The organism is Streptomyces sp. NPDC048606 (assembly GCF_040650855.1).
GTDB lineage: Bacteria > Actinomycetota > Actinomycetes > Streptomycetales > Streptomycetaceae > Streptomyces.
Genome location: NZ_JBEZIB010000001.1, coordinates 68,865 through 89,140 on the forward strand (window position 1 = coordinate 68,865; position 20,276 = coordinate 89,140).

The 20,276-nt window shown below is 72.7% G+C and carries 15 protein-coding genes; 12 read left to right on the plus strand and 3 right to left on the minus strand.

Translation table 11 applies throughout. The annotated features are described in order from the left end of the window. Positions 1-57 precede the first annotated feature (57 nt). The 4 genes from AB0D01_RS00290 to AB0D01_RS00305 all read left to right on the plus strand — a co-directional run bounded on the left by AB0D01_RS00290 (position 58) and on the right by AB0D01_RS00305 (position 6,586). Positions 58-1,383: a diaminobutyrate--2-oxoglutarate transaminase family protein gene (locus AB0D01_RS00290; RefSeq protein WP_363052512.1), complete on the plus strand. Its 1,326-nt coding sequence runs from the start codon at positions 58-60 to the stop codon at positions 1,381-1,383. 16 nt (positions 1,384-1,399) lie between these two features. Then, positions 1,400-3,766 (plus strand): IucA/IucC family protein, encoded by a 2,367-nt coding sequence (locus AB0D01_RS00295; protein ID WP_363052514.1) that lies wholly within the window; start codon positions 1,400-1,402, stop codon positions 3,764-3,766. Positions 3,767-3,796: 30 nt separating this feature from the next. After that, a complete protein-coding gene (locus AB0D01_RS00300) occupies positions 3,797-4,471 on the plus strand; it encodes a GNAT family N-acetyltransferase (RefSeq protein ID WP_363052516.1) in 675 nt (224 codons plus the stop codon). Positions 4,472-4,615: 144 nt separating this feature from the next. Beyond that, on the plus strand, positions 4,616-6,586 hold the full coding sequence (locus AB0D01_RS00305) for an ATP-dependent DNA helicase (protein WP_363052518.1): 1,971 nt from the start codon (positions 4,616-4,618) through the stop codon (positions 6,584-6,586). A gap of 115 nt (positions 6,587-6,701) precedes the next feature. On the opposite strand, the gene lexA is transcribed toward AB0D01_RS00305, so the two are convergent. Continuing rightward, positions 6,702-7,493 (minus strand): transcriptional repressor LexA, encoded by a 792-nt coding sequence (gene lexA, locus AB0D01_RS00310; RefSeq protein WP_363052520.1) that lies wholly within the window; start codon positions 7,491-7,493, stop codon positions 6,702-6,704. A 471-nt stretch (positions 7,494-7,964) separates the two neighbouring features. On the opposite strand from lexA, the gene nrdR reads away from it, so the two are divergent. The 8 genes from nrdR (at position 7,965) to AB0D01_RS00350 (ending at position 16,948) form a co-directional block, all read left to right on the plus strand. Further along, complete coding sequence (gene nrdR / locus AB0D01_RS00315; RefSeq protein ID WP_363052522.1) at positions 7,965-8,480, plus strand: transcriptional regulator NrdR; 516 nt, start codon at positions 7,965-7,967, stop codon at positions 8,478-8,480. A 131-nt stretch (positions 8,481-8,611) separates the two neighbouring features. Continuing rightward, entirely contained in the window at positions 8,612-11,497 is a 2,886-nt protein-coding gene (locus AB0D01_RS00320) for a vitamin B12-dependent ribonucleotide reductase (RefSeq protein ID WP_363052523.1), read from the plus strand. 236 nt (positions 11,498-11,733) lie between these two features. Then, positions 11,734-12,594 (plus strand): arylamine N-acetyltransferase, encoded by an 861-nt coding sequence (locus AB0D01_RS00325; RefSeq protein WP_363052525.1) that lies wholly within the window; start codon positions 11,734-11,736, stop codon positions 12,592-12,594. Positions 12,595-12,626: 32 nt separating this feature from the next. Then, positions 12,627-13,232, plus strand: a complete 606-nt coding sequence (locus AB0D01_RS00330; protein ID WP_363052527.1) for a YdbC family protein — start codon at positions 12,627-12,629, stop codon at positions 13,230-13,232. Positions 13,233-13,304: 72 nt separating this feature from the next. After that, on the plus strand, positions 13,305-13,964 hold the full coding sequence (locus AB0D01_RS00335; protein WP_363052529.1) for a histidine phosphatase family protein: 660 nt from the start codon (positions 13,305-13,307) through the stop codon (positions 13,962-13,964). Between the two features lie 11 nt (positions 13,965-13,975). After that, entirely contained in the window at positions 13,976-14,890 is a 915-nt protein-coding gene (locus AB0D01_RS00340) for an ADP-ribosylglycohydrolase family protein (protein WP_363052530.1), read from the plus strand. Positions 14,891-15,545: 655 nt separating this feature from the next. Further along, complete coding sequence (locus AB0D01_RS00345; protein WP_363052532.1) at positions 15,546-16,256, plus strand: ribonuclease HII; 711 nt, start codon at positions 15,546-15,548, stop codon at positions 16,254-16,256. A 59-nt stretch (positions 16,257-16,315) separates the two neighbouring features. After that, a complete protein-coding gene (locus AB0D01_RS00350) occupies positions 16,316-16,948 on the plus strand; it encodes a hypothetical protein (protein ID WP_363052534.1) in 633 nt (210 codons plus the stop codon). A 287-nt stretch (positions 16,949-17,235) separates the two neighbouring features. Here the strand turns inward: AB0D01_RS00350 and AB0D01_RS00355 are convergent, their stop codons facing one another. Both AB0D01_RS00355 and AB0D01_RS00360 read right to left on the minus strand, forming a co-directional pair. After that, the gene (locus AB0D01_RS00355) at positions 17,236-17,865 is read right to left on the minus strand and encodes a hypothetical protein (RefSeq protein ID WP_363052536.1); all 630 of its coding nucleotides are present in this window, start codon (positions 17,863-17,865) and stop codon (positions 17,236-17,238) included. A 215-nt stretch (positions 17,866-18,080) separates the two neighbouring features. After that, positions 18,081-20,240: a RecQ family ATP-dependent DNA helicase gene (locus AB0D01_RS00360; protein ID WP_363052537.1), complete on the minus strand. Its 2,160-nt coding sequence runs from the start codon at positions 20,238-20,240 to the stop codon at positions 18,081-18,083. Positions 20,241-20,276 lie beyond the last annotated feature (36 nt).

Below are 20,276 nucleotides of genomic sequence, written 5' to 3' on the forward strand. Positions count from 1 at the left end.
TCTGCCCCCTCACGCCCCGCCGCGCCCGTTCCCGGGGCGGACGCCGCGCCGGCGCACGTGCCGCCGCAGGGGGGCCGCGGACGCGAACCCGCCTCAGCGGAAAGCATCCTGCGCCGCCAGGCCCAACGGGAGTCCGCGGCACGGACGTACGCCCGCTCGCTGCCCATCGTCCCCGTACGCGCCCGGGGGTTGACCATCGAGGGCGCCGACGGCCGGCGCTACCTCGACTGCCTCTCCGGAGCCGGCACCCTGGCCCTCGGCCACAACCACCCCGTCGTCCTCGAAGCCGTCCGCAAGGTCCTCGACTCGGGCGCCCCGCTGCACGTCCTGGACCTGGCGACCCCGGTCAAGGACGCCTTCACCACCGAACTGTTCGCCAACCTGCCCCCCGCCCTCGCCGCCGACGCCCGCGTCCAGTTCTGCGGCCCCGCCGGAACCGACGCCGTCGAAGCCGCCCTCACCCTGGTCCGCGCCGCCACCGGACGCGACGGGCTGCTCGCCTTCACCGGCGCCTACCACGGCATGACGAGCGGCGCCCTGGCCGCCTCCGGCGGGGCCACCGACGTACGGGTGACACGGCTCCCGTACCCGCAGGACCGCCACTGCCCCTTCGGGGTCGGCGGCGAGGAGGGCGCCCGGCTGGCCGCGGCCTGGACCGAGAACCTGCTGGACGACCCCAAGGGAGGGGTGGCGCCTCCGGCCGGCATGATCCTCGAACCCGTCCAGGGCGAAGGCGGCGTCATCCCCGCCCCGGACGCCTGGCTGCGCCGGATGCGCGAGATCACCACCCGGCGGGGCATCCCCCTGATCGCCGACGAGGTACAGACGGGCGTCGGCCGGACCGGCGCCTTCTGGGGCGTCGACCACGCCGGGGTGGTGCCCGACGTCATGGTCCTGTCCAAGGCCATCGGCGGCAGCCTGCCGCTCGCCGTGATCGTCTACCGCGCCGAGCTGGACCTGTGGGCCCCCGGCGCCCACGCCGGCACCTTCCGCGGCAACCAGCTCGCCATGGCCGCCGGCACCGCCACCCTGGCCTACGTCCGCCGCAACGGCCTCGCCGAACGGGCGGCGACCCTCGGCGCGAGGATGCTGACGGCCCTGCGCGGCCTGGCCGCCGACCAGCCGTGCGTCGGCGAGGTCCGCGGCCGCGGCCTGATGATCGGCCTCGAACTGATCGACCCCGACACCGGAGCCGCCGCACCCGGCCTCGCCGCCGCCGTTCGCCGGGAATGCCTGGACCGCGGGCTGATCGTGGAACTCGGGGGCCGGCACGCCGCCGTCCTGCGCCTGTTGCCGCCGCTGACCATCACCGACGAACAGGCTGCCGCCGTTCTGGACCGCCTCGCCGACGCCGTCCCCGCCGCAGTCCGCCGGCCCCACTGAGCGAAGGACCTCCCCGATGCCCGACCCCTCCGCCCCCCGCCCCACCCCCACCACCCCCGACAGAACCACCCCCTCCGCCCCCCACCCCCACCCCGAGCCGGGCCCGGCGGCCTCCCCCTCCGGGGAGGCCCGACCGGCGGCGCCCTCCTCCGTGCCCGGGCACGCCACCGCCCCGGTCCCCCCGCGCCCCGGCACCCTGAGCCCGACCACCCTGAGCCCGGCCACCCCACACCCGGCCGACGCGGGAACCGCCACGCCGGGCCCCGGCACCCCGCGCACCGTCGCCCCGAGCCCGCCGCCCGTGCCGGAGCGACCCGCCGGGCCGGGCCCGGCCGCGGCGGCCCCCCATCCCGCCGTCCCGGAGGCACTCCCCGCGCCGCTCCCGCCCGCACCGGGGGAGGCCCCGCGCTCCCCGCAGACCGGGCCGGCGCCGCTGTCCCCGCCGCCCGCCCCGGGGCACAGGCCCCGCACCGGACTGTCCCGGGAGCTGCCCGAGCCCGCTGCGGAACCGGGCGACGGCCGGTCCCACCCCGCGCCCGCACCCCGCCCGGCCGAGACCGTCCCGCCGGGCAGCGTCCCCCGGCAGAAGGACGGCACCCCCAGGCCCCGCGTGGGCGGGGTGGGCCCGGTAGGCCCCGAACCGGCCGCACTGCCCGACCTGCTGGACCACATCGACCCCGCCGTGGCCGCCGAGGCCGCCACGGTGGAGAACCTGCTGCGGTGCTGGGTCCGCGAAAGCGGCATCGGCCGCCCCGACGGGCCCGTCGGAACGCTGCTCCGCATCCCCCTCCCCGCATCCGGGGCCACCCTGCTGGTCCCGGTCCGCCACTGGTCCCCGACGGGCTGGCACCGCTTCGCCCCCGCCCGACTCGAAGGCGCCCCCACCCACGCGCCGGCCGTCGACGCCGTCACCCTCGCGTCCCTCATCGCCCGCGAAGGCACCGGCCGGGGCGGAGCCGACCTCGTCGGCCGCGTCGCCGACTCCGTCCGCCGCACCACCGAGTTCATCGCGGACCGGCGCACCCGCCCCACCGCACCCGCCCCCGTCGCCGGCGACCGCTTCCTCAGCGCCGAACAGTCCCTCCTCCTCGGCCACCCCCTCCAGCCCGATCCCAAGAGCCGCGAAGGACTCTCCGAAGCCGACGTACGCCACTACTCACCCGAACTCCACGGCTCCTTCCCCCTGCACTGGGTCGCGGTCGCCCCCACCGCCCTCGCCACCGACTCCGCCTGGACCGAACGAGGCCGCCCCGTCTCCGCCGCGCAACTCCTTGCCCGGCTCGCTCCCGGACTCCCGCTGCCCGCCGGAGCCACCCCCCTTCCCCTGCACCCCTGGCAGGCACGCGACCTCCTTCGACGCCCCGCCGTCGCCGCCCTCCGCGACGCCGGAGTCCTCACCGACCTGGGACCCCACGGCTCGCCCTGGTACCCCACCTCCTCCCTCCGCACCGTCCACCACCCCGACGCGCCGGCCATGCTCAAGCTCTCCCTGGGCCTGCGCATCACCAACAGCCGCCGCGAGAACCTCCGCAAGGAACTCCACCGCGGCGTCGAGGTCCACCGCCTGCTCCGCACAGGCCTCGCGGAACAGTGGCAGGCCCTCCACCCCGGCTTCGACATCGTGCGCGACCCCGCCTGGGTCGCCGTCGACGCCCCCGACGGCACCCCCGTGCCCGGCCTCGACACCCTGCTGCGTCACAACCCCTTCCGCTCGAACGACCACGCCGTCTGCCTCGCCGCACTCACCTCCCTCCGGCCGTGGCCCGGCCGGACCACGATGCGTTCCCTCCTCGCCGACACCGTCGCCCGGCTGTCCCGCACCACCGGCCGGCCCACCTCCGCCGTGGCCGCCGAGTGGTTCCTGCGCTACCTCGACCACGTCGTCCTGCCGGTCCTCGCCTTCGACGCGCTCGCCGGCATCGCCCTCGAAGCGCACCAACAGAACACCCTGGTGCTCCTCGACCCGGCGGGCTGGCCCGTCGGAGGTCGCTTCCGCGACAACCAGGGCTACTACTTCCGCGACTCCCGGCGCGAGGAACTGGAACAGCGCCTCCCCGGCATCGGGGCCGCCAGCGACACCTTCGTCCCCGACGCCGTCACCGACGAACGCTTCACCTACTACCTCGGCATCAACAACGTGCTCGGCCTGATCGGGGCCTTCGGATCCCAGAGCCTCGCCGACGAACGAGTCCTCCTCGCCGCCTTCCGCCGTTTCCTCGGCAAGGCCGCGGCCCTCGGCCCCGTCCCCGCCCGACTCCTCGACTCACCCACCCTGCGCTGCAAAGCGAACCTGCTCACCCGCCTGGGCGGACTCGACGAGCTGGTCGGCCCGGTCGCCACCCAGTCCGTCTACGTCACCATCGCCAACCCCCTTCACGATTGACGCGCTGCCAAGGATCCGGAGAAGAGCCCGATGCCCCCCACCGACACCACCACCGACTTCGTCCCCGGTGCCACCCGCCACGGGACCACCGGGCCCCGCCTCACCCCCGACCTGCTGCCCCTGCTCGCCGAGGCGGACCTCCTCGACTCGCCGGTCGGCTGGGGCACCGTCGCCACCCCGGCCGGAGCCTTCCGGCTGCAGCCCGTACGGCCCGACCGTGACCTGGACCTCCTCGTCCGCTGGATGAACGACCCCGAGGTGGCCGCCTACTGGGACCTCGGCGGGCCCGCCGCCGTCACCGCCGCCCACCTGCGGACCCAACTGGACGGCGACGGACGGAGCATCCCCTGCCTGGGTCTCCTCGACGGCACCCCGATGAGCTACTGGGAGATCTACCGGGCCGCCCACGACCCGATCGCCCTGCACTACCCGGCACGCCCCGACGACACCGGTATCCACCTGCTCATCGGAGACGGCGCGAACCGCGGCCGGGGTCTCGGCGGCACGCTCCTGCGCGCCGTCGCCGACCTCGTCCTCGACAACCGGCCCCGCTGCGCCCGTGTCATCGCCGAACCGGACATCCGCAACACCCCCTCCGTATCAGCCTTCCTGACCGCCGGATTCCGCTACGCCGCGGAACTCGACCTCCCCGAGAAGCGCGCCGCCCTGATGATTCGGGACCGGGCGCTGCGCAACCTCCTCTGATCGCCGCCCCGCTCCCGCCCACGCGGTGGACGTGAGCGCTTCACACGGGGAAAACTCTGCGTCGCGCAGGAAAGTTCCCGATCGTGGTCGCTTCGCCCGGACGGTCCGCCACTGTCACCGGCGCCCCGTAGGGTTGGTCCTGCTATGACGAAGCCCTCCCTCCCCGACCTGCTGCACGCCGCCGTATCCGCCGTCGGCGGTACGGAGCGGCCCGGCCAGGTGGCCATGGCCGAAGCCGTCGCCGAAGCCATCGACGAGAACTCCCACCGGCTGATCCAGGCCGGCACCGGCACCGGCAAGTCCCTCGGCTACCTGGTGCCCGCCCTCGCCCACGGTGAGCGCGTCGTCGTGGCCACCGCGACGCTCGCCCTCCAGCGCCAGCTGGTCGAGCGCGACCTGCCGCGCACGGTCGAGGCGCTGCACCCGCAGCTGCGCCGCCGCCCCCAGTTCGCGATGCTCAAGGGGAGGTCGAACTACCTCTGCCTGCACCGCCTCCACGAAGGCGCCCCGCAGGACGAGGAGGAGGGGCTCTTCGACCAGTTCGAGGCGGCCGCCCCCTCCAGCAAGCTCGGCCAGGACCTCCTGCGGCTGCGCGACTGGGCGGACGAGACGGAGACCGGCGACCGCGACGACCTCACGCCCGGCGTCTCGGACCGGGCCTGGGGCCAGATCTCGGTGTCCTCCCGGGAGTGCCTCGGCGCCACCAAGTGCGCGTACGGGGCCGAGTGCTTCGCGGAGGCCGCCCGCGAGCGGGCCAAGCTCGCCGACGTCGTCGTCACCAACCACGCGCTGCTCGCCATCGACGCCATCGAGGGCGCCCCCGTCCTGCCCCAGCACGAGGTGCTGATCGTCGACGAGGCCCACGAACTGGTCTCGCGCGTGACCGGCGTCGCCACCGGCGAGCTGACCCCCGGCCAGGTCAACCGGGCCGTGAAGCGGGCCGCGAAACTGGTCGACGAGAAGACGGCGGACTCCCTCCAGACCGCCTCCGAGACCTTCGAGCGGGTCATGGAGCTGGCGCTGCCCGGCCGCCTCGAAGAGATCCCCGAAGACCTCGGGTACGCGCTGATGGCCCTGCGGGACGCCGCCCGCAACGTGATCTCCGCGATCGGGGCCACCCGCGACAAGTCCGTCCACGACGAGGACGCCGTGCGCAAGCAGGCGCTGGCGGCCGTGGAGAACGTCCACGCCGTGGCGGAGCGCATCACGAACGGCTCCGAGTACGACGTCGTCTGGTACGAGCGCCACGACCGGTTCGGGGCCACGCTGAGGGTCGCCCCGCTCTCCGTGTCCGGGCTGCTGCGCGAGAAGCTGTTCGAGGACCGGTCCGTGGTCCTCACCTCGGCCACCCTCAAGCTCGGCGGCGACTTCAACGGCGTCGCCGCCTCCCTCGGCCTGTCCGCCGAGGGCGTCGAAGGAGAGGGCGTTCCCGTGTGGCGCGGCCTCGACGTCGGCTCCCCCTTCGACTACCCCCGGCAGGGGATCCTCTACGTCGCCAAGCACCTGGCCACCCCCGGCCGCGAGGGAACCCGCGGCGACATGATGGACGAGCTCGCGGAGCTGATCGAAGCCGCCGGCGGTCGCACCCTCGGCCTCTTCTCCTCCATGCGCGGCGCCAAGGCGGCGGCCGAGGAGCTCCGGGGCCGGCTCGACAACCCGATCCTGCTCCAGGGCGAGGAAACCCTGGGCGAGCTGATCAAGACCTTCGCCGGGGATCCGCGGACCTGCCTGTTCGGGACGCTCTCCCTCTGGCAGGGCGTGGACGTCCCGGGCCCCAGCTGCCAGCTCGTGATCATGGACCGGATCCCGTTCCCGCGCCCCGACGACCCGCTCATGAGCGCGCGGCAGAAGTCGGTGGAGGAACACGGCGGCAACGGGTTCATGGCGGTCGCCGCCACCCACGCGGCCCTGCTCATGGCCCAGGGCGCGGGCCGGCTCGTCCGCGCCTCCGGCGACCGGGGCGTCGTGGCCGTACTGGACCCCAGGCTGGCCACGGCCCGCTACGGGAGCTTCCTGAAGGCCACCCTGCCCGACTTCTGGTACACCACGGACCGCAACCAGGTGCGCCGCTCCCTGGCCGCGATCGACGCCTCGGCCAAGGCGGACGGCAAGTAGCGGGGAGCCGCGACGGGCCCGCCGCGGTGGGCCCCGCCGTCCGTACCCGGTCCCGGACATGGAACAGCTCCGGGACCGGCGCAGTGGGTCCCGGAGCTGGCTGAGGGGCGACGGGTCAGACCCGGCGCAGGACCGCGACGACCTTGCCGAGGATGGTGGCGTCGTCGCCGGGGATCGGCTGGTAGGCGGCGTTGTGCGGGAGCAGCCATACATGCCCGTCCTCGCGCTTGAAGCGCTTGACCGTGGCCTCGCCGTCCAGCATCGCGGCGACGATGTCGCCGTTCTCCGCGACGGGCTGGCGCCGGACGGTGACCCAGTCGCCGTCGCAGATGGCCGCTTCGATCATCGAGTCGCCGACGACCTTCAGGACGAACAGCTCGCCGTCACCGACCAGCTGCCGGGGGAGCGGGAAGACGTCCTCCACGGACTCCTCGGCGAGGATCGGGCCGCCGGCCGCGATCCGGCCCACGAGCGGGACGTAGGAGGCCGCCGGCTTGCCGGTGGTGTCGGTCGGCTGCGAGCTGGGCTGGTCGGAGCCGCGCACCTCGTAGGCCCGGGGGCGGTGCGGGTCGCGGCGCAGGAAGCCCTTGCGCTCCAGGGCCATGAGCTGGTGCGCGACGGACGAGGTGCTGGAGAGGCCGACGGCCTGGCCGATCTCCCGCATGGACGGCGGGTAACCCCGCCGCTGCACGGAGTCCCGGATGACCTCGATGACCCGCCGCTGCCGGTCCGTGAGCCCGGAGCTGTCGGCGCGGATGCCTGGAGGTCGACCTGGCAGCGAGCGCGCGGGGCGTACGGAGTCCGCCTCCGGATTCTGACCTGCGTCATTCATGGCATGCACCGGCTCGAGTCGGCTCTGGGAGCGGTTCTGGGCAGTGATGGTGGCACTGTCTGCGGTGGTGGTCACGTCGGCGGCCCCTCTCGAAATGTTCTCCCTGGCTGGACAACGGTAGTAGCTTTCGAAAGGTTGCGCCAAACACACGTTCGAGTGAAAAATCGCGGATCGCCCACCTGGGTTAGAGCGGTGGGTGTATGGACAGGTGGTCGCCCGAACGGCGGTTCGGCTTCGCCCGTGCTGTTTACGGTACCCTTCCGGGTTGGATCGCCGCCCGGCCCGGGACGCCCAGTGTGGCACTCCCGAGGCCCGTGACCGCCCGTCGGGCGCCGCGACACGCGGAGTGGCGAAAATCCCGTCCAACCCAAGATCTAGTGGTTGGATGAGCGCTGCCACCCAGAAGTTGTGGTCGTCGGGTCTGCCGAGGTCTCCGACATCGCATATGCTGGTGGCTGCTCCACGAGCCCCCGGCGGAGATTCTCCTCAGCCGTTCAGGGGCTCCGTGGGGTGATTCGGTCGTGCCAAACGAAGGGTGAGGGAACCGTGCACTGCCCCTTCTGCAGGCACCCCGACAGTCGCGTCGTCGACAGCCGGACCACGGACGACGGCACGTCGATCCGCCGGCGCCGTCAGTGCCCCGACTGCTCCCGTCGCTTCACGACGGTGGAGACGGCCTCGCTGATGGTCATCAAGCGCAGCGGCGTGACCGAACCCTTCAGTCGCACCAAGGTCATCTCCGGCGTCCGCAAGGCGTGCCAGGGGCGACCGGTCACCGAGGACGCCCTCGCCAAGCTCGGCCAGCGGGTCGAGGAGGCGGTGCGCGCCACCGGGAGCGCCGAGCTGACCACCCATGACGTGGGTCTGGCCATACTCGGCCCGTTGCAGGAGCTCGACCTCGTCGCGTACCTGCGGTTCGCATCCGTTTACAAAGCGTTCGACACCCTTGAAGACTTCGAGACCGCCATCGCCGAATTGCGCGAGCCGCGGCCTCATTCCCACGAGTGCGAGCACGGAGGGACCCCTTCGGTCGTCCCCGTGCCCGCCTCCGCCGCCGACTGACCGGACGGCCGCAGTGCAGCGCGGCCGTCACCGGTAGTCGTCAGGGCGAGATCCGTAGATACAAGACACACACCGTGCCCGTGGAATAACGCTGGCACTTTAGGGCGTTTTCGCCCGATATGGGAGGCGGCATGACAGAGACGGCGAGCGGCTCGGCGCGAGGTTCCCGTACCAAGGGGACCAAGGCCGCCAAGGGCGGCCTGCGTATCGAGCGCATCCACACCACCCCGGGCGTGCACCCGTACGACGAGGTGAGCTGGGAGCTCCGTGACGTCGTCATGACCAACTGGCGCGACGGCTCGGTGAACTTCGAGCAGCGTGGCGTCGAGTTCCCCGACTTCTGGTCGGTGAACGCGGTCAACATCGTCACCAGCAAGTACTTCCGCGGCGCGGTCGGCACCCCGCAGCGCGAGACCGGTCTGAAGCAGCTCATCGACCGGATCGTGAAGACGTACACCAAGGCCGGCGACGACCACGGTTACTTCGCCTCCCCCGCGGACTCCGAGATCTTCGAGCACGAGCTGACGTACGCGCTCCTGCACCAGATCTTCAGCTTCAACTCGCCGGTGTGGTTCAACGTCGGCACGCCCCAGCCGCAGCAGGTCTCCGCCTGCTTCATCCTGGCCGTCGACGACTCCATGGAGTCGATCCTCGACTGGTACAAGGAAGAGGGCATGATCTTCAAGGGCGGCTCCGGCGCCGGCCTGAACCTCTCCCGCATCCGCTCCTCCAAGGAGCTCCTCTCCTCCGGCGGCAACGCCTCCGGCCCGGTCTCCTTCATGCGCGGCGCCGACGCGTCCGCAGGAACGATCAAGTCGGGTGGCGCGACCCGCCGCGCGGCCAAGATGGTCGTCCTGGACGTGGACCACCCGGACGTCGAGGACTTCATCGCCACCAAGGTGAAGGAGGAGGAGAAGATCCGCGCGCTGCGTGACGCGGGCTTCGACATGGACCTGGGCGGCGACGACATCACGTCCGTCCAGTACCAGAACGCCAACAACTCGGTCCGCGTGAACGACGAGTTCATGACGGCCGTCGAGAACGGCACCGACTTCGGTCTGCGCGCCCGCATGACCGGCGAGGTCATCGAGACGGTCGACGCCAAGGCGCTGTTCCGCAAGCTGGCCGAGGCCGCGTGGGCCTGTGCCGACCCGGGCATCCAGTACGACGGTGTGATCAACAACTGGCACACCTGCCCCGAGTCCGGCCGCATCACCGCGTCCAACCCGTGCAGCGAGTACATGCACCTGGACAACACGTCCTGCAACCTCGCCTCGCTCAACCTGATGAAGTTCCTGAACGACGACGGCAAGGGCAGCCAGTCCTTCGACGCCGAGCGCTTCTCCAAGGTCGTCGAGCTCGTCATCACCGCGATGGACATCTCGATCTGCTTCGCGGACTTCCCGACGCAGAAGATCGGCGAGAACACCCGCGCCTTCCGCCAGCTCGGCATCGGCTACGCCAACCTCGGCGCCCTGCTGATGGCCACCGGTCACGCGTACGACTCGGACGGCGGCCGCACCCTCGCCGCCTCCATCACCTCGCTGATGACCGGCACCGCCTACAAGCGTTCCGCCGAGCTGGCCGCCATCGTCGGCCCGTACGACGGCTACGCCCGCAACGCCGAGTCGCACAAGCGCGTCATGAAGCAGCACGCCGACGCCAATGCCCTCGCGCCGCGCACCGACGACCTCGACAACGTGATCTGGGCCGCGGCCACCGAGGCCTGGCAGGACGTCGTGCACCTCGGCGAGAAGAACGGCTTCCGCAACTCCCAGGCCTCCGTGCTCGCGCCGACCGGCACCATCGGTCTCGCGATGTCCTGCGACACCACGGGCGTCGAGCCGGACCTGGCCCTGGTCAAGTTCAAGAAGCTCGTCGGCGGCGGCTCGATGCAGATCGTCAACGGCACCGTCCCGCAGGCCCTGCGCCGCCTGGGCTACGCCGAGGAGCAGATCGAGGCGATCGTCTCCCACATCGCCGAGCACGGCAACGTGGTCGGCGCCCCCGCCCTGAAGACCGAGCACTACGAGGTCTTCGACTGCGCGATGGGCGAGCGCTCCATCTCCGCGATGGGCCACGTCCGCATGATGGCCGCGATCCAGCCCTGGATCTCCGGTGCGATCTCGAAGACGGTCAACATGCCGGAGACGGCGACCGTCGAGGAGATCGAGGAGATCTACTTCGAGGCGTGGAAGATGGGCGTCAAGGCGCTCGCGATCTACCGCGACAACTGCAAGGTCGGTCAGCCCCTCTCCGCCAAGAAGAAGGAGGAGGAGAAGACCGAGATCACCGAGAAGGCCGAGGAGACGATCCGCACGGCCGTCGAGAAGGTCATCGAGTACCGTCCGGTCCGCAAGCGCCTGCCCAAGGGCCGCCCGGGGATCACCACCTCCTTCACCGTCGGTGGCGCCGAGGGCTACATGACGGCGAACTCCTACCCGGACGACGGCCTCGGCGAGGTCTTCCTGAAGATGTCCAAGCAGGGCTCGACCCTCGCGGGCATGATGGACGCCTTCTCCATCGCCGTCTCGGTCGGTCTGCAGTACGGCGTCCCGCTGGAGACGTACGTCGCGAAGTTCACCAACATGCGCTTCGAGCCGGCCGGCATGACGGACGACCCGGACGTGCGGATGGCGCAGTCGATCGTCGACTACATCTTCCGCCGCGTGGCGCTGGACTTCCTCCCCTTCGAGACCCGCTCCGCCCTCGGCATCCACTCCGCCGAGGAGCGTCAGCGTCACCTCGACACCGGCTCCTACGAGCCGCTGGAAGAGGAGCTCGACACCGAGACCCTCGCCCAGTCGGCGCCCGTCGCGGCGGTCGTCGCGGCCAAGCCGGTGGCGGTCGTCCCGGTCCCGGCCCCGAAGACGGCGCACAGCAACGCCGAGCTGGTCGAGATGCAGATGGGCGTCTCCGCCGACGCCCCGCTGTGCTTCTCCTGCGGCACCAAGATGCAGCGCGCCGGCTCCTGCTACATCTGCGAGGGCTGCGGCTCCACCAGCGGCTGCAGCTGAGCCTGCCGGAACCGCATCTGCCGTGACGACGAGCAGATGTAGCCGAGCCGCCTGAGCGGTGGCTCGAAGGGGGTGTCGACCGATGGTCGGCACCCCCTTCCGCTCGTCGATGACGAGCCGATCGCCCTCGAAGACCGCGCGACCGATACGACGGCGCCTGTGACCGCCACTCGCGCGGGCCGCTTGGCGCCGGGAGCCGGCGCGGAGATCATGAGGGGCCGGCCCGGGGAGCGGGCGTGACGACGGGGGAGCGGACCATGTGGAGCGGCGCGGAGCTGGACCTGGCGGCGTACCTGGCACGGATCGGGTACCGCGGACCGGTGGGGGAGGGCGGGGAACTCCGCCCTGACCTCGACACGTTGAAGGCAGTGCACCGCGCGCACATCGACTCCGTCGTCTTCGAGAACCTGGACGTCCTGCTCGGCCGCCCCGTCGACCTGGACATCAAGGCCATCGAGGACAAGCTCGTACACCGCCGCCGCGGCGGCTACTGCTACGAGCAGAACTCGTTGCTGGCCGCCGCCCTGGAGCGGATCGGGTTCGAGGTCTCCGGGCGCGGTGCCCGCAACCGCAGCCGGGGAGAGGCGCTGCTCGCGGTGACGCACGCCGTCCTCGTCGTCACCGTGGACGGCGAACCCTGGCTCTGCGACGCCGGCTTCGGCTGGCAGGGCCCGCACGAGCCCGTCCCGCTCGGGCGGCCCGGAGCCGAAGTGCGCCAGGGCGCGTGGACGTTCGCCGTGCACGAGGAGGCCGACGGGATCCTCGTCCTGCGCGCCCTGCGGGGAGGGGTCTGGCGCGACCTCTACGCCTTCTCCCCGCAGCGCTACCACCCCGTCGACTACGTCCTGCTCAACCACTACAGCTCCTCCCACCCGAACTCCTCCTTCGTCGGGCGGACCGTCGTCCAGTACCCGGGCGCCTCCGTCCGGTTGGCGCTCGTGGACCGGGAGCTGTCGCGCCTCCACCCGGACGGGCGCGTCGAGCGGGAACCCGTCCCCGACGACGGACTGCTCGACCTGCTCGACCGGGAGTTCGGTCTCCGGCTGCCCGAGCGAGATGCGGCGGAACTGGTACGGATCCACCGCTCCGGGGACTGACCGGACCCGCGCCCGGCCCGTACGATGGCGCGGTGCTGGTCAAGTGGATTAGCTGCACGGTGACGGACCGACGCGCGTTCGAGCGCGGGCAGCGCAAATGGGCGGGGCTCCTCGGCGAACCCGGGTTCCGGGGCCAGGGCGGCGGCTGGAGCCGGGGCCGGCCGGGGGTCGCGCACGTCTTCGGCTTCTGGGAGAGCCGCGCCTTCTACGACTCGTTCATGGCGCGCTCCCACGACCGCCTGGCGGCCGCGCAGAACGGCACCTACGCCGGCACGCGCATCACGCTCTTCGATCACCGCTTCGACGTGAAGACCGGCTTCGAGCCGCGTTTCCACGACGCCGACGTGGTCCGTGTCGCCCATGCCCGGGTCCGGGAGGGGCGCCTGGAACATTTCGCCCTGATGCAGGAGAAGGTGTGGAATCCGGCCATGGCCGGCTCCCCCGGGATGGTCCGCGGCCTCTTCGGGGAGGCCCCCGGCCGCGAGTTCCTCGTCCTGTCGATGTGGCGCTCCGCCGCGGAGCACGGCAAGTACCGGGAGGAGCGGGTGGAGCGGCTGTCGCTGCGCGCCCAGACCGAGGCCGACGTCGAGGCCCTGACCGGGGACGTCGTGGACCTGGAACCGGGCTGGACGGTATGACCGTAGGACGAACGGCCGGCTGATCGGCGTGCCCGGTGCGTGCGCGCCCCGATGGCCGAATAGGGTCGTGGGATGGTACGACCACGGCGCATCGTCCTTGTCCGGCACGGGGAATCAGAAGGCAACGTCGACGACACGGTGTACGAGCGGGAGCCCGACCACGCCCTGCGGCTGACCCGACGCGGCCACGAACAGGCCGCCGAGGCGGGCGTCCGGCTGCGCGAACTCTTCGGCGACGAGCACATCAGCGCCTACGTCTCCCCCTACCGGCGGACGCTCCAGACCTTCCGCGAGCTGCGCCTGGACCCCGCGCGGGTGCGGATGCGCGAGGAACCCAGACTGCGCGAACAGGACTGGGGGAACTGGCAGGACCGGGACGACGTACGGCTGCAGAAGGCCTACCGGGACGCGTACGGGCACTTCTTCTACCGGTTCGCGCAGGGGGAGTCCGGCGCCGACGTCCACGACCGGGTCGGGTCCTTCCTGGAGAGCCTCTACCGCAGCTTCGAGGCACCGGACCACCCCGAGAACGTCCTACTGGTGACGCACGGGCTGACGATGCGACTGTTCTGCATGCGCTGGTTCCACTGGTCGGTGGCCGAGTTCGAGGCCCTGTCCAATCCGGGCAACGGCGAATTCCGGGTGCTGATGCTCGGACCGGACGGCCGCTACCGGATGGACCGCCCATTTGAGCGGTGGACCACACCCGAGCCTTATGACCTGGACGGCTAGAGTGGCCCGGGATGACCGCTGATTCCGCTCCCGAAACGCGCTACGCGCGCGCGATGTCCAGCCTCAGAGGGCTGGCACTGGGTGACGCCCTGGGCTCCCAGTACTTCGTCCCCGTCAACTACCCGATGCTCAAGCGGCGCGAACTGCCGGCAGGCGACGAGACCTGGCAGTGGACCGACGACACCGAGATGGCCTGCTCGGTGCTGGCCGTCCTCGCCACGCACGGCCGCATCGACCAGGACGCGCTGGCGCGTTCGTTCGCCGACCACCACGACTTCGACCGGGGCTACGGGCCCGCCGTGAACCGCATGCTGCGGCTCGTCCGCGAGGGCGAGGACTGGCGCACGCTGGCCGCCGAACTGTTCAACGGGCAGGGCTCGTGGGGCAACGGCGCCGCCATGCGGATCGCGCCGCTGGGCGCCTGGTACGCGGACGACCCCGAGCAGGCCACCCACCAGGCGGAGATCTCCGCCTACACCACCCACCAGCACCGCGAGGCGGTCTGCGGGGCCATGGCGGTCGCCGCCGCCGCCGCGCTGGCGGCCTCCCCGGCCGGGACGCCCGGCGCCGGCGACCTGCTGGACGCGGTGATCGCACTGGTTCCGCGCAGCGCCGTGGGCGCCGGCCTGCGCCGCGCGCGCGGCATGCTCGACTACGACGACGCGACCACCGTCGCGGCCGTCCTGGGCTGCGGCCGACGCACCAGCGCGCACGACACGGTGCCCTTCGCGCTGTGGTCGGCCGCGCGGAGCCTGGACGACTACGAGCGGGCGTTCTGGACCACCGCACAGGTCGGCGGTGACGTGGACACCACGTGCGCGATCGTCGGCGGGATCCTGGGCGCGCGGGGCGAGAAGGCGCTGCCGCAGGCCTGGCTGGCCCGTACCGAGGACCTTCCCGCCTGGCTGCCGGGACCGGCCGCGTAGGTGTCGAGGGGGCCTTCCGCGGGCCCGACGGCACGCGCTGCCGCGCCCCTCGCCCGACTCGAACGGGTGAGGGGCGGACCCGACCGTGGACCGGGTTCGTGAGCAGCCTTCGGCAGGGTCCGAGATGGCGTTCGCGATGCGCTCACTCGCCGTCGCGACCATCGCCGCAGTCCTTCGCGAATGCGATTCCATGCAGATCGAGAGGCTTTGCCCGGCCTCCTGTGGTGACTCCGTGGGGCGAGGTGCGGGCTGGCTCGTGACCCCGTATGGCCTTTTCTGGTAAGGGCTGGTGTGCCTGTCGGTGTGGGGGGTGCAGCGTTCCAGGCCGTCCTCCCGGTGGCGCCGATGACCCGAGCGGGAATGTGCGGCCGTGAATTGTCTGCCGATGGGCCCGTCGTGCCGAGCGGCCGGGCGCTGGTCTCCCAGCTCGCTGTACGAGCCCCGCGCGCACCGTCCCGCACGGGTGATGGGTGGGGCGTACGAGCGGCGCGGGAGCGGCGTACGAGTGGTCCGGAAGGGCGGTCGCGAGCGGTGCGCGAGCCGCCGTCGAGCGCCCGTGGAGGGCGGCGTACGCGGGCCGTGCGCACATCCCCGCCGCGTCGAGGGTGGCCCGGGGTGTGCAGGCGGCTCCGGGCGGCGTAACCTTGCTGGCGCCATGCCGTACGAAGCACCCACCCACACCGTCGAGCGCTCGCTCCGTGCAACCACCGGCGCCAAGGTCATCGCCGGGGTCGACGAGGTCGGACGAGGGGCTTGGGCCGGTCCCGTCACCGTATGCGCGGCGATCACCGGTCTGCGCCGGCCGCCCGCGGGGCTCACCGACTCCAAACTGCTCACACCCAAGCGCCGCGACGCGCTGCTGGAGGTCCTCGAGGACTGGGTCACCGCCCACGCCCTCGGACACGCGTCCCCGGAGGAGATCGACGAGCTGGGGATGACGGCCGCGCTGCGACTCGCGGCGGTACGCGCGCTGGAGGCGCTGCCGGTGCGGCCCGACGCGGTGATCCTCGACGGCAAGCACGACTACCTCGGCGCGCCGTGGCAGGTCAGGACGGTGATCAAGGGCGACCAGTCCTGCGTCGCCGTGGCCGCGGCCTCCGTGATCGCCAAGGTCCGGCGCGACCGGATGATGGCCGAACTGGGTCAACCGGGAGACGGAACCGCGGACTTCGCCTTCGCGGCCAACGCCGGCTACCCCTCGCCCGTGCACCGGGCCGCACTCGAACTGCGCGGCCCCACCGTGTACCACCGGCTCTCGTGGTCCTACCTCGACGCGCTGCCGCAGTGGCGTCACCTGAAGAAGGTGCGCCGGAGCGAGGAGGCGATGGAACTGGAAAACGGAGGCCAACTCGGCTTCGATTTCTGATCGCACCCACGTGCCACCCACCGGTACGTTTCGTACCGGTGTTTGATAGATATCAACTCATGCCTCTCACCCCCGCCATCGAGGAGCCTCAGATTCACGAGAGTGCCCAGGGTCCCCGCGTCACGCCGGCCGCGAGCCGCACCGCGCAGACCCCCCGCCCCGTACCTGGTCCGCGTCCCGCCGCCGTACCCCGGCCCGGACGCCCCGGTCCCGTCCGTCCCGGCCCGCCCGCGCAGCGCGCGGCGCAGGCCACCGCCGGACCCGTTCCCGCAGCCCCCGCCGCGCCGTCCGTCTCGGCGGCCGTGCCGCAGCTCCAGGTGATCCCGGCCTCCGCCGAGGGCGCCCTGGACGCGGCCGAGGAGGCCGTGGACCTGCTGCTCGACACCGGGCGCGCGCCCGGTGACGTCCTGGTGATCACCACCGGCGACCCGCACCCGTGGGCCGCTCACGAGCTGTCCTTCGGCGAGGGCCGCTACTGGGCCCAGCACGATGCCAAGGACGACGTCTTCTACGCGGACGCCGCGCAGGTGCAGCGCGCCACGGGCCGTCCCGTCGTGGTCTTCGCGGCCAACGGCGGACCGGCCGGGGCGATCGCCGAGGCCCTGCCCGTCGCCCTCTCCAAGGCGGGTGCGCTGCTGATCGTCTGCGGTGACGTCGCGCAGATCAACTCCGTGCTGGGCACGGGCGTCTGACGCTCCGTACCCCACACGGGCGAGGGGCGGGGCGGGCCGACGGCCGGCCCCGCTGAAGTCCGAGGCCCGACCGGCCGTACACCCCGCCGGGAGTGCGGCGGCGAGGGCCGTCCGCGCCGCCGAGCCGCCCCTCAGGGCGCCGGGCGGCACGGTTTCGCCGGGCGCCGCCGCGTTCGTACGCCCCCGCACACGCGTGAGCGGACGTTCGTGGCCGCGCCCCCGCGAGCACGGGTCGGGCACCCGCCGTCGGGCGGCCGCCGCCACCCACGAGACGGCTCCGGCACGGCTCAGCGGGCGGCGGTCCGGCGCAGCGCCTCCGCCGCGCCGCCACCGGTCCGCAGGGTCAGCGGCGCCGGCTCCATGACCGTGGATCCGAGGTGTTCGGTCCGCGACCCCGCGCCCGGGCTGCGCCCGCCACGACCGTCACCGAGGACCTGCCACCCGCCGCGCGTCAGGGTGACGTAGGCGCCGCAGCGCAGGCCGTGCAGGGTGCAGGCGTCCCGCAGCCCCCACATCCAGGCCCCGTCCTCCTCCGTCCACCGCTCGTCGCCGTCGCGGCAGTACAGCAGCACCGCGGTCCGGACGGGGGTCCGTCGCCTCAGGTCGTGCGGGATGACGCGGCGCAGTCGCGACAGCAGCGCGTTGCGGGACTCCCACCCGTCGACCGAGGTCGACCGCTGGACGAAGGAGGCGCTCGCGACGATCCGTTCCTCCGGGCCGAGCACCGCCAGGACGGCGGTCGACGGCACCGGGGCGTGCAGGGAGTGCAGAGCGCTGACGACGTCGCGCGGATTGGTCAGCAGGGGGATCCCCGCAGCCGTCCACTCGGCGGGTTCGAGCAGTCTGCCGTGCCGGCTGACGCTGCCGGTGGCCGTCGTCAGCGTGGTGGTCGAGGGCGGGGCGAATCCGAAGGTCACGGTCCTCCCTTCGGGTACACGCCCGCGAGCGGGCACGGCTGGGCTGTGGGCGCGCTGCGGCGCGGCCCTGGGGAGTGCCGACGAGCCGAGCGGGAGCACTCCGATTCTCGCGTGGCCCGCGAGGGTGGGGCAATGAGCATTTGAGGCCGCAGACCGGAATTCGCCGGTATGCCGTTCATATCCTTGCCCCGCCACGCCGGAGACGACGCATTCCGCTACGGCTGGAGTGCGAGTACCAGCGGAAACACCCCCTGTGCGCCCGCCCGGCGCAGGAGCCGCGCGGACACCGCGAGGGTCCAGCCGCTCTCGGCGCGGTCGTCGACGAGGAGCACGGGACCCGCGGCCGAGGTCAGGGCGGCGGCCAACTCGGCGGGGACGGTCAGGGCCTGATGGAGTCCGCGTACGCGCTGGGCGCTGTTCGAGGACGGCAGCCCGAACTCCGGTACCCGGTCGGTGTACTCGAGTGACCCGAGCAGGGGCATCCGTCCGACCTCCGCGATCCGCGCCGCCAGGGAGGAGACCAGCAGGGGGCGGCTCCGCGAGGGCAGCGCGACCACGCCCACGGGGCGGGCCGGCGCGTCCGCCGCTCCGGAGGCCCAACCGCCCGGTCCCCGGGCCCAGTCGGCCAGCACGGCGACGACGGCCTGCGCGACATCGTCCGGAACGGGCTGGTCGGGTGCCTGGGCCGCGAGCATCGGACGGAGCCGGTTGCCCCAACCGATGTCGGAGAGCCGGCCCAGGGCCCGCCCCGTCGAGGCCTGTTCGCCGGCGGGGATGCGGCCCTTGAGGTCGACACCGACCGCCGCGAGCCCCGTCGGCCACATCCGACGCGGTTCCAGTTCCACGCCCGGGCGCCCCAGTTCACCGCGGGCGGTGTCCAGGGCCGCGGTGGAGACGTCCGCGGTGAAACGCGCCCCGGCGCAGTTGTCGCAACGGCCGCAGGGCGCGGCTTCCTCGTCGTCGAGCTGGCGGCGCAGGAACTCCATGCGGCAGGTTCCGGCCGCCGCGTAGTCGCGCATGGCCTGCTGTTCGGCGGCCCGCTGGCGGGCGACCCACGCGTAGCGCTCGGCGTCGTACACCCAGGGCTCGCCCGTGGACGTCCAGCCGCCCTTCACCCGGTGGACGGCGCCGTCCACGTCCAGCACCTTCAGCATCGTCTCCAGTCGGGTGCGGCGCAGGTCGACGAGGGGCTCCAGGGCGGGCAGCGACAGCGGCCGGCCGGCCTGGGCCAGGACGTCCAGGGTGCGGCGCACCTGCTCTTCCGGCGGGAAGGCGACGGAGGCGAAGTACTGCCAGATCGCCTCGTCCTCCCGGCCGGGCAGCAGGAGCACCTCGGCGTGCTCCACGCCACGCCCGGCGCGTCCCACCTGCTGGTAGTAGGCGATGGGGGAGGAGGGGGAGCCGAGGTGGACCACGAAGCCCAGGTCGGGCTTGTCGAAGCCCATGCCGAGGGCGCTGGTGGCCACGAGCGCCTTGACCCGGTTGGCCTGGAGGTCGTTCTCCGCCTGCTCGCGGTCGGCGTTCTCGGTCTTCCCGGTGTACGAGGCCACCGTGTGGCCCCGGTGGCGCAGGTAGGCGGTGACCTCCTCGGCGGCGGCCACCGTCAGGGTGTAGATGATCCCGGACCCGGGCAGGTCGGCCAGGTGGTCGGCGAGCCAGGCCAGCCGGTGCGCGGCGTCGGGCAGGGTGAGGACGGCCAGGCTCAGGCTCTCGCGGTCCAGCGGGCCGCGCAGCACCAGGGCGTCCGTACCGGCTCCCGTGCCGAGCTGTTCGGCGACGTCGGCCGTCACTCGGGCGTTGGCGGTGGCGGTGGTGGCCAGCACGGGGACGCCCGGGGGGAGGTCGGCCAGCATGGTGCGCAGGCGGCGGTAGTCCGGGCGGAAGTCGTGGCCCCAGTCGGAGATGCAGTGGGCCTCGTCGACCACCAGGAGGCCGGTGGCGGCGGACAGCTTGGGGAGCACCTGGTCGCGGAAGTCGGGGTTGTTGAGGCGCTCCGGGCTGACCAGCAGGACGTCCACTTCCCCCGCCGCGACCTCCGCCTGGATGCCCTCCCACTCCTCCGGATTGGCCGAATTGATGGTGCGGGCGCGGATTCCGGCGCGGGCCGCGGCCTCCACCTGATTGCGCATCAGCGCGAGCAGGGGGGAGACGATGACGGTCGGGCCGGCGCCGCTCGCCCGCAACAGGGACGTGGCCACGAAGTAGACCGCGGACTTGCCCCACCCCGTCCGCTGGACGACCAGCGCACGCCGCTTGTGGGCGACGAGGGCCTCGATCGCCCGCCACTGGTCCTCGCGCAGCCGCGCGGTGCCCGTGGGATCACCCACGAGCCGGGCGAGGACGGAGTCGGCCGAGGACCTCAGGTCTGCGTTCATGCCTCCATGCAACCCGATGCCTCCGACATCGCGCCA

What these genes read in the sequence shown, in the direction of transcription:
- AB0D01_RS00335 (WP_363052529.1), top strand. Translation starts at nt 13,305, where the DNA reads ATGGTACGACCACGGCGCATCGTCCTTGTCCGGCACGGGGAATCAGAA.
- AB0D01_RS00300 (WP_363052516.1), top strand. Translation starts at nt 3,797, where the DNA reads ATGCCCCCCACCGACACCACCACCGACTTCGTCCCCGGTGCCACCCGC.
- AB0D01_RS00340 (WP_363052530.1), top strand. Translation starts at nt 13,976, where the DNA reads ATGACCGCTGATTCCGCTCCCGAAACGCGCTACGCGCGCGCGATGTCC.
- AB0D01_RS00345 (WP_363052532.1), top strand. Translation starts at nt 15,546, where the DNA reads ATGCCGTACGAAGCACCCACCCACACCGTCGAGCGCTCGCTCCGTGCA.
- AB0D01_RS00360 (WP_363052537.1), bottom strand. Translation starts at nt 20,240, where the DNA reads ATGAACGCAGACCTGAGGTCCTCGGCCGACTCCGTCCTCGCCCGGCTC.
- AB0D01_RS00320 (WP_363052523.1), top strand. Translation starts at nt 8,612, where the DNA reads ATGACAGAGACGGCGAGCGGCTCGGCGCGAGGTTCCCGTACCAAGGGG.
- AB0D01_RS00350 (WP_363052534.1), top strand. Translation starts at nt 16,316, where the DNA reads ATGCCTCTCACCCCCGCCATCGAGGAGCCTCAGATTCACGAGAGTGCC.
- AB0D01_RS00305 (WP_363052518.1), top strand. Translation starts at nt 4,616, where the DNA reads ATGACGAAGCCCTCCCTCCCCGACCTGCTGCACGCCGCCGTATCCGCC.
- AB0D01_RS00295 (WP_363052514.1), top strand. Translation starts at nt 1,400, where the DNA reads ATGCCCGACCCCTCCGCCCCCCGCCCCACCCCCACCACCCCCGACAGA.